At 53.9% G+C, this 14,210-nt stretch carries 16 protein-coding genes; 10 read left to right on the forward strand and 6 right to left on the reverse strand.

Features of this window, described 5'->3' with window-relative positions:
- Positions 1 to 48: 48 nt before the first annotated feature.
- Positions 49 to 984 carry an aldo/keto reductase gene (locus tag K239x_RS26175; protein WP_145421240.1) on the forward strand — a complete coding sequence of 312 codons (936 nt, stop codon included), beginning with the start codon at positions 49 to 51 and terminating at the stop codon, positions 982 to 984.
- Between the two features lie 123 nt (positions 985 to 1,107).
- The gene (locus tag K239x_RS26180) at positions 1,108 to 1,917 is read left to right on the forward strand and encodes a sugar phosphate isomerase/epimerase family protein (protein ID WP_419189413.1); all 810 of its coding nucleotides are present in this window, start codon (positions 1,108 to 1,110) and stop codon (positions 1,915 to 1,917) included.
- Positions 1,918 to 1,932: 15 nt separating this feature from the next.
- Here K239x_RS26180 and K239x_RS26185 read toward each other — a convergent pair whose 3' ends face one another.
- Complete coding sequence (locus tag K239x_RS26185) at positions 1,933 to 2,850, reverse strand: hypothetical protein (RefSeq protein WP_145421242.1); 918 nt, start codon at positions 2,848 to 2,850, stop codon at positions 1,933 to 1,935.
- Between the two features lie 205 nt (positions 2,851 to 3,055).
- Here K239x_RS26185 and K239x_RS26190 point away from each other — a divergent pair, with 205 nt between their 5' ends.
- The 3 genes from K239x_RS26190 (at position 3,056) to K239x_RS26200 (ending at position 5,134) form a co-directional block, all read left to right on the forward strand.
- Positions 3,056 to 3,292 carry a hypothetical protein gene (locus K239x_RS26190; protein ID WP_145421243.1) on the forward strand — a complete coding sequence of 79 codons (237 nt, stop codon included), beginning with the start codon at positions 3,056 to 3,058 and terminating at the stop codon, positions 3,290 to 3,292.
- A 277-nt stretch (positions 3,293 to 3,569) separates the two neighbouring features.
- The gene (locus K239x_RS26195) at positions 3,570 to 4,820 is read left to right on the forward strand and encodes a DUF1559 domain-containing protein (protein WP_145421244.1); all 1,251 of its coding nucleotides are present in this window, start codon (positions 3,570 to 3,572) and stop codon (positions 4,818 to 4,820) included.
- Between the two features lie 131 nt (positions 4,821 to 4,951).
- Positions 4,952 to 5,134 (forward strand): hypothetical protein, encoded by a 183-nt coding sequence (locus K239x_RS26200; RefSeq protein ID WP_145421245.1) that lies wholly within the window; start codon positions 4,952 to 4,954, stop codon positions 5,132 to 5,134.
- Between the two features lie 122 nt (positions 5,135 to 5,256).
- Here the strand turns inward: K239x_RS26200 and K239x_RS26205 are convergent, their stop codons facing one another.
- Both K239x_RS26205 and proC read right to left on the reverse strand, forming a co-directional pair.
- A complete protein-coding gene (locus K239x_RS26205) occupies positions 5,257 to 5,490 on the reverse strand; it encodes a hypothetical protein (protein WP_145421246.1) in 234 nt (77 codons plus the stop codon).
- Positions 5,491 to 5,532: 42 nt separating this feature from the next.
- A complete protein-coding gene (gene proC / locus K239x_RS26210; RefSeq protein WP_145421247.1) occupies positions 5,533 to 6,342 on the reverse strand; it encodes a pyrroline-5-carboxylate reductase in 810 nt (269 codons plus the stop codon).
- 239 nt (positions 6,343 to 6,581) lie between these two features.
- Here proC and argB point away from each other — a divergent pair, with 239 nt between their 5' ends.
- From argB to rph, 4 genes are all read left to right on the forward strand, one after another.
- The gene (gene argB / locus K239x_RS26215; protein WP_145422593.1) at positions 6,582 to 7,445 is read left to right on the forward strand and encodes an acetylglutamate kinase; all 864 of its coding nucleotides are present in this window, start codon (positions 6,582 to 6,584) and stop codon (positions 7,443 to 7,445) included.
- A gap of 174 nt (positions 7,446 to 7,619) precedes the next feature.
- Positions 7,620 to 8,720: an aminotransferase class III-fold pyridoxal phosphate-dependent enzyme gene (locus K239x_RS26220; protein ID WP_419189414.1), complete on the forward strand. Its 1,101-nt coding sequence runs from the start codon at positions 7,620 to 7,622 to the stop codon at positions 8,718 to 8,720.
- Positions 8,721 to 8,768: 48 nt separating this feature from the next.
- Positions 8,769 to 9,707, forward strand: coding sequence for an ornithine carbamoyltransferase (gene argF, locus K239x_RS26225; RefSeq protein ID WP_145421249.1), 939 nt, complete (start codon positions 8,769 to 8,771; stop codon positions 9,705 to 9,707).
- A 42-nt stretch (positions 9,708 to 9,749) separates the two neighbouring features.
- Positions 9,750 to 10,451: a ribonuclease PH gene (rph, locus tag K239x_RS26230; RefSeq protein WP_145421250.1), complete on the forward strand. Its 702-nt coding sequence runs from the start codon at positions 9,750 to 9,752 to the stop codon at positions 10,449 to 10,451.
- A 97-nt stretch (positions 10,452 to 10,548) separates the two neighbouring features.
- Here rph and K239x_RS26235 read toward each other — a convergent pair whose 3' ends face one another.
- On the reverse strand, positions 10,549 to 11,733 hold the full coding sequence (locus K239x_RS26235) for an FG-GAP repeat domain-containing protein (RefSeq protein WP_419189415.1): 1,185 nt from the start codon (positions 11,731 to 11,733) through the stop codon (positions 10,549 to 10,551).
- 91 nt (positions 11,734 to 11,824) lie between these two features.
- On the opposite strand from K239x_RS26235, the gene K239x_RS26240 reads away from it, so the two are divergent.
- Positions 11,825 to 12,436: a thymidine kinase gene (locus K239x_RS26240; protein ID WP_145421251.1), complete on the forward strand. Its 612-nt coding sequence runs from the start codon at positions 11,825 to 11,827 to the stop codon at positions 12,434 to 12,436.
- Between the two features lie 34 nt (positions 12,437 to 12,470).
- Here the strand turns inward: K239x_RS26240 and K239x_RS26245 are convergent, their stop codons facing one another.
- Both K239x_RS26245 and yaaA read right to left on the reverse strand, forming a co-directional pair.
- Positions 12,471 to 13,172 (reverse strand): 3-keto-disaccharide hydrolase, encoded by a 702-nt coding sequence (locus tag K239x_RS26245; protein WP_145421252.1) that lies wholly within the window; start codon positions 13,170 to 13,172, stop codon positions 12,471 to 12,473.
- A 204-nt stretch (positions 13,173 to 13,376) separates the two neighbouring features.
- Positions 13,377 to 14,096, reverse strand: coding sequence for a peroxide stress protein YaaA (gene yaaA / locus K239x_RS26250; protein WP_419189416.1), 720 nt, complete (start codon positions 14,094 to 14,096; stop codon positions 13,377 to 13,379).
- Positions 14,097 to 14,210: the final 114 nt, after the last annotated feature.

The following is a 14,210-nucleotide window of genomic DNA, read 5'->3' on the forward strand; positions in this document are numbered from 1 at the left end:
GGGCCAACATAAATGCCTTGAAAAGATCTCCGAATCTGGAAATAGAACATGGAAACCAGACCCCTGGGCAACACCGGCCTAGATCTCTCTGTCCTCTCTTTTGGCGCTTCTTCGATCGGAGCTGAGTTCCGAAAAATCGATGTCCCCGAAGCTCTCCGCTGCGTCAACGTCGCACTCGATCGCGGCATGAACTACATCGACACCGCAGCCTACTATGGCCGCGGAATGAGCGAAGTCATGCTCGGGCAAGTGTTGCCGGACATCCCGCGTGAGTCGTACATACTGAGCACCAAACTGGGCCGTTACGCGCCGCAGCACTTTGATTTCAGCGCAAAACGTGTCGCCGAAAGCATCGACATCTCGCTCGAACGCATGCGATTAGAGACGCTGGACATTGTCTTTTGTCACGACATCGAATTCGTCGACCTGGACCAAATCGTCAACGAGACGATCCCTGCTCTTAAAAAAGAGGTCGACAAAGGCAAGGTGCGTTTCATCGGTGTCAGTGGGTATCCGATGAACATTTTCAAACAAATGCTCGATCGCGCGGATCTGGATGTAGTACTGACCTACAACCACTACACGCTTCAAAACGATATGGCGTTGGACCTAGTCGAACCGTGCCATGCCAAGGGTGTCGGACTGATCAACGCGGCTCCCTTCAGCGCCCGGTTGTTGACCAGTGCGCCATTGCCGGAGTGGCACAAAGCGACCGACGAAGTTCGTGAGGTTGCCGCCAAGGCCGTTCAGCTTTGCAAAGACGCTGGCACTGACATCGCCAAATTGGCGCTGCAGTATTCGGTTGCCAATGAATCATTTGCAAGCTGCGTAACGGGTTCCGCCAATCCAAACCGAGTTTCGCAGTGGTGTGATTGGCTCGAAGAACCGATGGACGAGACTCTGGTCGCCGAAGTCAAAGCGATTCTGAAACCGATTCACAACTGGGTCTACGCCGAAGGCCGACCTGAGAACAACGACAATTAAGTTTGCAACGACATTTCTTTGAACCGCGGCACGGCTAGCCGCGGGCCTCACTGACGCAATCTCAAATGTGCCATTGGCTAGCTTCCGTGGCTCATCCAACCAACACCAACCGAATAGACCATCATGAAATCAGCAATCACCATCAGCCTTGTCGAAGAAGCCCGCGGCGGACCCTTTGTCCTCTGGGACGGTTTGGAAAAATCAATCGCTTTCGCCGGCGAACTGGGTTACGACGCTGTCGAAATTTTTGCCCCCAGTGTCGACGCGATCGATCCCGATGCACTCGGCAAAATGCTGGACAAAGCTGGTCTGAAATTGTGTGCTTTGGGCACGGGTGCTGGTTGGGTCAAATCTCGCCTGCAACTCGCTGATCCAGATGCCGGCCAACGACAAAAGGCTCGCGACTTTGTGCGCAGCATTATCGACCTGGCTGGACCGTTTGGCGCCTCGGCGATCATCGGTTCGATGCAAGGTCCAAGTGGACACACCGATGACTCGGCGCCAAGCTATCTAGCCGAAGCACTCGAAGACGGCGGCGCACACGCTGCTCAGTACAACGTGCCGCTGATCTACGAACCACTCAATCGCTACGAAACTCGCCAGTGCTGCACCGTGGCCGATGGAGTCGAATTGCTGGAATCGCTATCGACTGACAACGTGCGACTGCTTTGCGATTTGTTCCACATGAACATCGAAGAACAAGACATCGCCGATGCACTTCGCGTCGGCGGAAAGTGGGTGGGACACATTCACTTTGTCGATAGCAATCGCCGCCCCGTGGGGCTTGGCCACATGCAGTATGGCCGCATCATTCAAGCCCTGCGCGATATCAATTACCAAGGCTATCTGTGCGCAGAAGCGTTTCCGTATCCCGATCCACATGAAGCCGCACGTCAGACGATGCGTGCTTACAAATACTGGACGCAAAGCTAAAGCCAGTCGTTTTGGCTAGCGCAAAAATCGCATCATGGGCAAACTGGCAACGCCAGTTCCACCGCTCACCGGTGGCAGCGACTGGCTGTACTGAGTGCGTGGATAGAGATCCGTTGCTCTGAGTCCACCTTGCTCTGCATTGCGGCGTGGCGGGTCGCTGGTCATTCGTCCTAGCGAACTGGCCACTCGCGGCGATGTGCTTGGAAAGTTCGCCATCGATCGGTTTGCAACCGATCCATACGGTGTGTTGCCGAAACTGGCTCCGTAACTGCTACCGCCAAGTTGATTGGTAGCCAAGTTGGAATTTCGCGACTGCCATCCCGATGCGTAGTTGCCGCCTTGTCCCAACGGCTGGATGCGAGTATTCGCGGCCAAAGGACGAAGCCGCGATGCGATCTGTTCGCTGACGCCCGGAGGCGTTGCTTGTGCGGGCGGAGCGACTCGACCAACCGGTTCAAAATCGATCTTCTCTTCTCGCTTGATACTGACGATCCGTTGCGGCACGTCGACCATCCGTTTTTCCGCTACCCAATTGGTACGCGTTTGGCTGCGAGTCACCACATTGCTTTTTTGTTTCCACGACGTCACCGGCACATGATGGTAGGTGACGACTGGCTGACGAAACGGATTCCAACGCCCATGCAAAACGGGCTGCCAAGCATGCTCGGTTACGGGCGTAAACACCGTCTGCGTCTCAGGCACTTTTTCCGTGACCGTTTCGGGCCGAAAAACCGTTTGCTCTTTCTTTTCCACTTTGGTTTCCACAACGGGTCGCTCGACCGTGCGGACAACTTTGCGGTAGACAATGCCGGTGTCGGGGTGGGTGTAATACCCAGGTGCGTCTTCGCCCGACGCACATCGCCCATCGACGAAAGCGGCCGCGGTGACCATGATCATGAAGCGGGTAAACCAAGAAGAGATCCGATGTTTCATGCCAGGCCCTTGCCATTATTTCGGACGGTTGGTTGACTAGTCAGCGTCGAACAGCCCTGTCGAAATGCTTGCGAATCTCATCTCGATTCGTCAGCCACTCCAGCGCAGTCCTCTTGACCAGATTCGGACCACGACGGGTGCCAAACTGAGCGAATCCCCTTTGAATGAGCACAAATAGTTGATTGACGAACGATTTTTAGCCCTGATGCAGTGTCCGATCGACGGAACAAACCTGGCAAACGCCGACCAAGTCTTGGTTTCATCGCTCAACGATCTGATCGCCAATGGCCAGCTGCGTGACCGGGCCGATCAACTGATTCGGGAGCCGCTGGAACACGCTTTGATCAATGAGGGCGGGAAGTGGGCGTTTGCGATCCGCAACCGTATTCCGTCGCTGATCGCCGACGAAGCGATAGCAATCCCAGACGAATTGCGGCTCTGATAAAAACTTCACCAGCCCTCACGCCGCAATCGGTCCGATTTTCACAAGCCCTGTCACTATTCGCCTATTTCAGCTTATTTCAGCTAAAAATAGCGTTTCGCTTGAATGTTTAGGGCGGCTAATCCCGCAATCACGCGCGTTTAACGTATAGGCTGACGGCTGTCGCACTGCGTTTTTGCAGCACCGATTTTAGTGCGACGCTCTTCTGTCGGGTTGTTTACCTTTCGAGCTAGACAACCAGACTCTTATTCTTTTTCTCTATGGATCGGGTTTTATCATGATTTCCAGACGAAATCGCTCGACAGCTTTCACGCTCGTGGAACTTCTAGTTGTCATCGCCATCATTGGCATTTTGGTGGGGCTTTTGCTACCCGCTGTTCAGGCCGCACGCGAAGCGGCACGTCGTATGAGTTGCAGTAACAACTTTAAGAACATTGGGTTGGCAATTCACAATTATCACAGTGCGTACAAAGAGCTCCCCATGCAGGGTGCTGGCACTGACAGCCCAGGCAGCAGCAATCCCGGCATTGGTGATCAGGGTGCCACCGTGAACTGGTGGCGAAACTACAACCACTCCAACGCATGGCGTCTGAGTGCACTGGTTGGACTGACACCCTTTATCGAGCAGCAAGGCCTGTGGAGTCAAATTTCGAATCCGAACAACGACAACAACGGCACTCCTTTTGCCTCGGGTTTGAATTGGCCACCAATGGGACCTGTACCGACGCAGGCGCGTTACCGACCTTGGTCAACCGAAATCCCAACGTTCCGATGCCCGAGCGATCCCGGTGTTGGATTGCCAGCCCTAGGCCGAACCAACTACGGCGCCTGCCTGGGTGATTCGTATTTCCGAGGCATGCACGGGGGAAGCCAGCTGGACGGAACGACCGGAAAGCGAAAAGAAGTTGCAGGCTGGGCACGACAAGCCCGAGCGGCCGAACGTGGAATGTTTATGCTCCACAATCGATCCAAATTTCGCGATGTCTTGGACGGTTTGTCCAACACGGTTGCTATGGGTGAATTTGCGACCGACCTGGGTGATCGTGACTCCCGAACGATTGGTGATCACGAACCGACTCAAGCGCATAATTTGATTCGTGACAATGCCAGTTGGGTTCATGACCAAAACTACACCGATCCGGAGCGACCACAATTCTGGCTCCAGACGATTCCTGTTTGGGGTGTAACCAACGGACGTGGATTCCGCTGGGCATCTCACCGAATGGGAATGTCGGGGATGCACACAATTTCCCCACCTAACTCTCTGATCTCGGCTCAGAGAAATCCGGGAGGCACGTCCATCATGCCACCATCAAGTCGTCACCAAGGTGGCGTTCATATTTTGATGGGCGATGGTGCGGTCGTCTTTATGACCGACTCTGTCGAAGCCGGCGACCAGCACTCGGGAATGGTTTGGCTGAACGGACAGAACTCTCAAGCCCCCGGCTCCAAGAGTCCTTTCGGTTTGTGGGGTGCACTTGGCACTCGCGCAAGCAGCGAAACAATCGAAGAGCAACTCAACCAGTAGTTCTTCGTCTGTATGATGTATTCACTCACTCGTACCGGCCTAATAGTAGGCCGGTACGCCTCTGGGCCGCGGATCTTTCAACCATCTTAAAGAACCAACGTTCGCCTCTCATTCGAATTGGAGCACTTTTCGTGAAACGCTTTCTTTCTACTTGCCTAGTTCTCGGCGGAATCTCAGTTTTTGCTGTTGGTTGCGGTACATCTGAGCCGTCCAATGTCATGGACAACGTCGATGAAAAAGAACTACTGGACTACGAAGCGATGATCGCTGCGGAAAACCAAGCGATGGACTCCGATACCGGCGACGTGGAATAGTAAGGAGCCAAACGGCAAAACTTCTGCCCCTTACATTGCATCGCTAAACGATTCAAACGGACGTTCACGCCTAGGTGTGAACGTCCGTTTTTTTGATGGTACACGACCTATCGTCTGTCGACTTAAAACTCGCCGGGTTCCTCGGGCGGATCGCTGCACCACTTGTTTAGTTCCGCCACGACCATATCACGTTCCTTGGCAATCACCCAAAGTGAATCGTCGACATCCAAACGAATTTCGTAGTCACCTTCGTGCATACAGTCGTCTTCGCCGCAAAAGTGCGGTACGTCACTGACCCAAACAATGCGGTACAGAGGAACGTGTTTGTCATCAACAAGGATGATAGGTGAATACATTTGATTGGCTCCTGTTACAACGAACTTTCAATCCCGACAGATTCAGTCTTGTCCCAATTCACGACTACGATCAGCCGATGCTTTGACGGCTTGGATCAGTGCACCGCGAACACCGTTTTGCTCCAGCACTCTGAGCGCCTCGATCGTTGTCCCACCCGGGCTGGCCACCGCGTCTTTTAACTCCCCAGGGTGACGCCCTGTTTCGGCAACCATTTTGGCAGTTCCCAAAACAGTTTGTGTCGCCAACTGCATCGCCAATGGACGCGGCAAACCCGACAGCACTCCGCCATCGGCCAGAGCTTCGATCATCAAACAAACATATGCGGGCCCCGATCCACTGAGCCCCGTGACTGCATCCATCTGCGATTCTTTGACTTCGACAACCAAGCCAACGCTTTGAAGCATCGATTTGATTTGACTGGTGTCGTCTTCGGTAACTGACTCGCCCACACAAAAGGCGCTCGCTCCTTGGCCCACCAAGCTAGGTGTGTTGGGCATCACGCGAGCAACGCGTTGGTGCCCTATCCATTGGCACAGTTTCTTCATCCCCACGCCAGCAGCGATCGACACAACCAGTTTTCCTACCCAAGTTTGGTCGGGTTGTTGGGTGACGATGGGCAACACATTTGGCTTGACTGCCAACAGCACGGTCTGGGCATCGCGGACACCGGCGATCAAATCGCCGCCAACGTTGACGCTGGGATGATGCTCGTTCCACCAAGCACGCCCGAGCTCATTTACTTCGACGACATGGATGTTTTCGGCTTTTTGAACCCCGCTTTGCAGCATTCCGCCAACCAGGGCACGTCCCATTTGCCCCCCGCCAATGACTGTTAATTGGATCTTGTTCATAATTTCTTCTTTTACATTTAACCATCTGCCGATCACGACATCCGGTGTTCACAATTGACCCCTCCGCTGAGCCCCCTTAAATTGATCGGTTTTTCCGCTGCCGAACACTCCCCTAATTTTTGCCTCGAACGTTCCTCTATCGCTTTGGCAAGCCGATCAAGGTTCACTGCGTCGACCGACGCGGGAAAACGCCCCCTCTATTCATGATCAATACCACTGGATCCTCCGGAGCATTCCACGTGCAAGAAGCGATTACCAAAGCCGACACGCTAATCGAAGCGATGGGCTGGATTCGTAAGTTTCGTGGCAAAACGACGGTTATCAAACTCGGTGGCAGCATCGTAGACAACGAAGAGGCTCTGATGCACATCCTGCTGGATGTGATCTTTATGGAGTCCGTCGGCATGAAACCCGTCCTGGTTCACGGCGGTGGCAAGGCAATCAACCGCGCTCTTGCCGAAGCCAACATCGAGCCGAAGTTCATCCAAGGCCGACGATGGACCAATCCGGCCACACTCGAAGTCGTCGAAAGAGTATTGGCGGGCGAGCTCAACGTGTTCTTGACCGAAGAGATCGAACGCCTGGGCGGACGCGCGATGAATCTTTCGTTCAACACAACCAACGTCTTGTTCGGCGAAAAATTGACGCTCCCCGATGGCGAAGACTTGGGAGCGGTCGGCCACGTCACCCGCGTCGATCGCAGCGTAATCGAAGGACTGTCCTACACCGATCAGGTGCCTGTTATTCCATCGATGTGCGAAGGCGAAAACGGCGAACACTTCAACGTCAACGCCGACACTGCGGCCATGGCGGTAGCTCAATCATTGGGCGCCGAAAAACTTGTGTTCCTCTCGGACGTCAATGGTGTCCGCCGCGACAAGGACGATCCGGACACGATCATTCACTCTTTGAATGCCGACGAAGCTCGCGCCCTGATTTCCGATGGGACGATCGCAACGGGAATGATCCCCAAAGTCGAAGCCTGTTTGGAAACTCTCGGCCGTGGTGTCAAGAAAGTCCACATCGTCGACGGCGCTCTTCGGCATTCGCTGTTGCTGGAAATTTTCACGACCAGCGGCGTCGGGACGGAAATTCGACAGTAGTGGATTTCTAAATTTTCCGAAATTCATTCGCGAACCTCGCAACTGAGGTTTGTGACTCTCTCCTTTTCCCAATTAGTGCTCCTCTACAAAATGGACGAAACGATGAGCGAATTGAATCCTGGCTCCGATCGCCGACCATCAGGCCTCAGGAGACTTGGCCATGAGGATGAGTTCATGATCGACGCCTTAGCCGGTCGTGCCAGCGCGATTGGATTTGGAAACTCAGCGATCGCCGAAGCAATCTTATCCGCCAGCGAAGACTACTTGGGCGACGCCAACCAATTCGACTTGAAGGGCGTCACCGAATACAGCGAGCTGACGGACAAATTATCCACCGCACTGCAAGTTGAAAAACACTTGGCGGTCGAAACGCTGGTGCTGTGCGATTCAGCGGACGCTGCCACGGAGACCGCGATTGCTTACGCACGAACTTGGAAACCCGATTCGTTTCGCACTGTCGCACTGATCGGCAGCGATCACGGACGCACCGCTGCTTGCCGAACAGCCAGCGGTCGCCCCGAATTGCACGAAGACTTTGGCCCCATGATGGCCGGTTTTGCGCACGTTCCGACCGGCGACATTGATGCACTCCGCGCCACCGTTGACGATCAAACCGCATGCGTCCTGATCTCGCCGATCGACTTGCATGATGCCGCGCGACAATTGGATGTAGGCTACTTGAACGCCGTCCGTGAAGTGTGCGACCAACACCAAGTGGCATTGATCATCGACGAATCCAAACTGTGCGTCGGCAGTTCGGGCGCGGCATTTCATTTCGCGGCAATCGCTGACATTCAAGTCGATGGTCTGATTCTGTCGGCCGGCTTGTTCGGGGGACTACCCGGTGGAATCTTTCTTGGATCAAAGCAACTGGTCGCGCACCATGAACCGGCAGCGATTCAATTGCCACTCCAGAATGCGGTAGCGACCGCGATCGTCTCTGAAATGAACGAGCTGAATTTTCCCTCCGCCGTCGTGGAACCTGCGCAACAGTTGGCGGTGATGTTGGCCGAACGAGTCGGCGGTTTTGAGTTCATTCGCGACCTCCACGCTACCGGCATGACAATCGGAATCGAAACCGACATCAGCGCCGACGAGATTGTCGCCGCGGCTGTTAAAGAAGGACTGCGGATCGAAACCTCTGGCGAAACTGCAATCCGAATGCAACTACCGTTGGTCTGTTCCGACGAAGATCGCGATTCGCTTGTCGAGCGTTTCGGTCTGGCACTGGAACATGTCGAACACGAATCGGTTGACACTGCGGTCACCCCTTAGACTATCACGAATCACTTTTTCGCTTCTCGCGACCCTTGAGCCATCTCCATGCAACACTTGCTATCGCTCTTTGACATCGACCCCGATCAACTGCGCCAAATTTTGGCCACCGCAGCGCATTTGAAAAAGCGTTTGAAATCAGGTGATCGACCGGAAATCCTGCAACGACAAGTCCTGGGACTTTTGTTTGAGAAACAAAGTCTCCGAACTCGCGTCAGTTTCGAAACCGGGATGGCGCACTTGGGTGGCAGTAGCCTCTTTTTGGGAGAAGACGTCGGCTGGGGCAAACGCGAAGCTGCATCGGATTTCACAAACGTCTTAGGTGAATTCGTTGACATCGTTGTCTGCCGATCCAAAAGCCACGACAGCGTGGAGCAACTGGCCAGTTTCAATGCGATGCCGGTGATCAATGGACTGACGGATCTGTGCCATCCTTGCCAAGCGATGGCCGATGTGCTGACGATCCAAGAATCACTCGGTTCGTTGAAAGACAAACACCTTGTCTTTGTCGGCGACGGAAACAACGTGGCTCATTCACTGGCGCTAATCTGCGCGATGCTGGAAATGCGATTCACGTTGGCTTGCCCCAAAGGCTACGAAATGGATTCGACCTGGATCGACAGAGTCGTCAAACAGTATCCCAAGGCCGCCATCGAAACGACTTCGGATCCCAGCCAATCAGTCAGCGACGCAGACGCGATCTACACCGACGTCTGGATCAGCATGGGGCAAGAAGCCGAAGCGGCAGAACGCAAAAGTGCCTTCGCTGATTTTCAAGTCAATGCCGCGTTGATGAAAGCGGCCCCCAGTCACGCCCGAATCCTGCACTGTTTGCCAGCCGTCCGGGGTGAAGAGATCACGGACGATGCAATCGACAGTGGACAAAGCGATGTCATCCAGCAGGCCGGCAATCGAATGCACGCTCAGAAAGGCCTGCTCGTTTGGTTGCTCAATCGTGACTGGATCACGCAAAACGTCACCGTTTAAATACCCAGCGTCCTTCAAGCTCCCTTACAAAGTCCCCTCTGCATGCGACCTTCCGATCAACTTCGCGACGTTCAGATCCAACGCGGCTACCTTGAATCCAATCCCGCCAGCGTACTCTATCGCTGCGGCAAAACGATCGTGCTGTGCACGGCATCGCTGGAATCCAGTGTTCCCCCGTGGTTGGAAGGGAAGGGCAAAGGCTGGGTCACGGCCGAGTACAACATGCTGCCCGGAAGCACGAGTCCTCGCAAACGTCGCGATCGCAGCGGCAAAGTCGACGGCCGAACAACCGAAATTCAGCGTCTGATTGGACGCAGCCTGCGCGCCGTCATCGACCTCCACAAACTTGGCGAGAATTCCATCGTCGTCGATTGCGACGTATTGCAAGCAGACGGTGGCACACGAACGGCATCCATCACCGGCGGATTCATTGCCCTGGCAATCGCAGTCGAACAAGCAGTCGCGGGAAGCTCTGTCGGGAATGGTCCCCTGACCGATAGCGTCGCCGCCATCAGCGTCGGCCTACATGGCGACGAAGTAAAGTTAGACTTGGATTACGAACTTGATTCGGCAGCCGACGTGGACATGAACGTGATCATGACCGGCAGTGGACGTTTTGTAGAAATCCAAGGCACGGGAGAAGAGGCCACCTTCGACGATGACCAGCTGGCCAAAATGTTGAAACTGGCTAAGAAGGGAATCGCCGACTTGACCAAGCTCCAGCAGCAAGAGCTTTCTCGGTAGGCACGTTTTCCCCAACGAGACAGCTTTCAAGCGAGACAATCAAGCTGCTTTCGCTTGGCGTTTACAAAGGTCATCAGAGCCAGCTGCTGACTGACAGCTACTTTGGATTTTCGTACCAGACGACATTCTTGCTGCCGCGACCGGCGACCAACAAATCCAAGTCGCCATCGACATCCATATCGAAGGCGCGGATGTCGTACGATTCTTGATCGGTACCGACGACGCGGCGTGTGAAATTGCCGCTTCCGTCGTTTTCGTACCACGCGGCGATTTTGTCACCAAATGCACAAGTCGCCGCATCGATGTCTCCGTCGCCATCCATGTCCACCGCGGCTAAACAATGCGGCTCTTTGATGTCCGCATCGATATCGTGACGCTGCCATGACGGAGCCTCGAACCACACCACTCCACGACCATGTCCGCGCGACGCGATGAAGTCCAGCTTTCCGTCGCCGTTGACGTCGGCCGGATGAATATTGGTCGCCCCCGGTTCCTGGTCGCTAATCAAGTGTTTGGTCCAAGCCTGGCTGGGATCCACTGGCGATTCCCACCAAGCAAACCACTCGCCTGTCGACGTCGCGTTTGCCCCACCCTTGGCACCTGTCGCCGCATCCATTCGCCCATCACCATTGATGTCGCCAACGCCCAAGTAGTGTGTCAGACCAGGAGCATCTTTGTCCGCAAAAATGTTCGCCTTCCATCGTTCCGCTGACAACGGTTGATCCGGAACACTGAACCAAGCCAGCGACTCGTTGTGCGGTGGCTTGTCTTGCGCGCTAGTCGCCAGCAGATCGACTTTTCCGTCACCGTCGACATCGGCTTTCATCAATCCATGAATCCCGTGAACCGTATCGTCGACCAGTCGATCGCGCCATCTTCCCTTTGCTCCTTCGCTGGGCTGTTCCAACCAAATAATCAAACCAGGGTTGTACCTGGCACCGACGTAATCCAAGTCACCATCGCCATCGATGTCAAAGCACTCACTATGGATAAACCACTTGGTTTCTTTGTGTTCAAATAGTGTCACCGGTTTCCAATCCGGCGCGACGAACAGCTGCGTCTTCTGGCGGTTGTCAGTGATCACGTCAGGCAACCCGTCGCCGGTAAAGTCACCTGCGATCGCCGTCATCGTATGGGCGTCTTGGTCGACGATGTGTTTTTTCCAATGACCGTCGTCTGCAAAAGCAAAACCCAGCGGCGAAAACAAGATGGCGAAGACGGCGGAAAATCGCATGCGAAAGACAGACTCCAGTACTAAGTGATCAAATTCAGTTTTTGCCATCCTAGCCGTTCCACAGCGTTCCTGCGCAGACGGTCTGATGCAGATGTGTAAACTCTAGCGACGCGAATCCTTTCCATGTTGTGATCAAACGATGGCCAAGCTGTACTTCTACTACTCCGCGATGAACGCCGGCAAATCGACGATCCTTCTGCAGTCCAGCTACAACTATCGCGAACGCGGCATGCGCACCGTGATTTTGCTTCCGGAAATTGACACTCGCGACGAAGTTGGCAAAGTGACATCGCGAATCGGCATCCAGTCCGATGCAGTGACGTTTGACACCGCCGACAACCTTTACTTGATCGTTGAAAAACTGAATCAAGAAGAAACGCTCGATTGTGTACTCGTCGATGAAGCTCAGTTTCTGACACCCCAGCAAGTTAGACACCTGAGCGACGTTTGTGACAATCTGGATATCCCGGTGCTCGCGTACGGATTGCGGACAGATTTCCAGGGCAATCTATTTGACGGTAGCGCGCAGTTGCTGGCCTGGTCAGATTCTCTGGAAGAAATCAAAACGATCTGCCACTGTGGCCGCAAAGCCACAATGGTGTTGCGAATCGATTCGAATGGCCACGCGATCAAGGACGGCAATCAGATCCAAATCGGCGGCAACGACCGCTACGTTTCCGTCTGTCGCCAACATTTCAAGCAAGGCATGTCCGAACGAGGCGGGGATGAACAGCAGCTTTTGGATCTTTAAGAAAGAAAACCAATCGCGCCGCGTGACATCTCCGTTAGGGCAATTCGCGAATTCGAATGTTACGAAATTTGATGGGCGATCCTTCGTGTTCTAAACACAAGTAGCCCTCTGCCGGTTCGCACTGGTTACCACCGGAGACTTCTTCGCCGTTGACCCACAATCGAACTTCGCCATTGATGCCGCGAATGTAGTAGTGGTTCCACTGCCCAAACCCTTTGCTCAGATTCTTCGATGGAAAACTGCGACTGCCATTGGGCGAAAGCGGTGGAAACGGTTTCATCTTGGACGAACCGACCGCAAAGATGTCACCGTTGGTCGAGAACCAGTCCGCTTTCTTTCCGCTTCGTTTCTCGAACTGATCCGTGTAGCCGTGATCAAGCATCTGAATTTCGATGCCCCCGGTCGGCAACTTATTGGGGGGCAAGTTTTCCAACGCTTTGTCCGGCACCCACGCAAAAACACCGGAGTTGCCCGCTTCCTTTTGATGACTCCACTGGATCACCATTTCAAAATTCTTGTACTTCTTCGCCGTACGCGTTCCGCCGATCGGCGTCCCACTACAAAGGCATTCGCCCTCATTCCAAGTCATCGTGTTATCGTCCCCGTTGACCCGAACAAAATCATCTTCATCCAACGTCACCCAACCGGGACCAGTGCCATCGACAAAAGCTCTTTCTTGAGCGTTCAAAGTGGCAGCAAAAAACAACACGGACGCAGTGCAAAAACAGCGAATCATTCGAAGTAGTCCTAAAGGCGGGTCGGAACTTGGCAAGTCCAGATTCTAACAGCAGCGGAGACGCCGAATTCAAATTGCAGCGAAATGAAATCAGATGAACACACACACGCCATTGCTTGCGAGAAAGAACTCTGGCGAATTTCGTTGGCGACACGATCGTCTAATCCTGGATCCAATACTTTTGAATCTGGTCCCAGGACTACATCAGCTGGATTTCCGAGTGAAAACGGGCTCCAGCTCGGTCGAGAGTTTCTCGTTGTAGCGATAACCGTCGGCTTCAAAGTCCAGCAGCCCATCCACTGCTGTCACTTTCTCGGTCACGATGTGACGCGCCATCATTCCCCTGGCTTGCTTGGCGAAAAAGCTAATCATCTTGTATTCGCCGTTTCGCCATTCACGAAACGCTGGCACGACAACCTGCGCTTCGATCGCCTTCAGCTTGGCAGCTCGTGAATATTCTTTGGACGCCAAATTCACGATGCAGTCACTTTTGGTTGTCCGCAAATCAGCCAAAATTTTGTCGCGAACACGGTCGCCCCAGAACTGGTACAGATTGCTGCCGTGTTCTGTTTTTAGCTTGGTGCCCATCTCCAGCCGGTACGGCTGGATTAAATCAAGCGGCCGCAGTATCCCGTACAGCCCCGACAGGATCCGTATGTGTTTATCGCTTCGCCGGACCTCGGCCGCGGACAACGTGTCGACATCAAATCCTTGATAGACGTCGCCGCGAAAGGCAAAGATGGCCTGCCTAGAATTCTTATCATCATGTTTGGCCTTCCAGGCGAGATTCCTTTTTGCGTTAAGCTCGCTCAAGTTGTCGCTCAAACTCATCAATTTTGACAAGTCGCTTGCCGACAGTTTCCGCAAAGTTTTCATCAGCTCCGCTGCTTGCTTTGCATACACGGGCTGCGAACTCGTCTTCATTGGAGTCGACGTTTCAAAATCTAGCGTCTTGGCGGGAGAAAGCAGAACAATCACAACAGTCACATCTCGGCGATGAATACAGAAAACAGAACCCTAGTTGTCGCTGAAAGTATC

Source organism: Stieleria marina (genome assembly GCA_007741555.1).
Classification (GTDB): Bacteria; Planctomycetota; Planctomycetia; order Pirellulales; family Pirellulaceae; genus K23-9.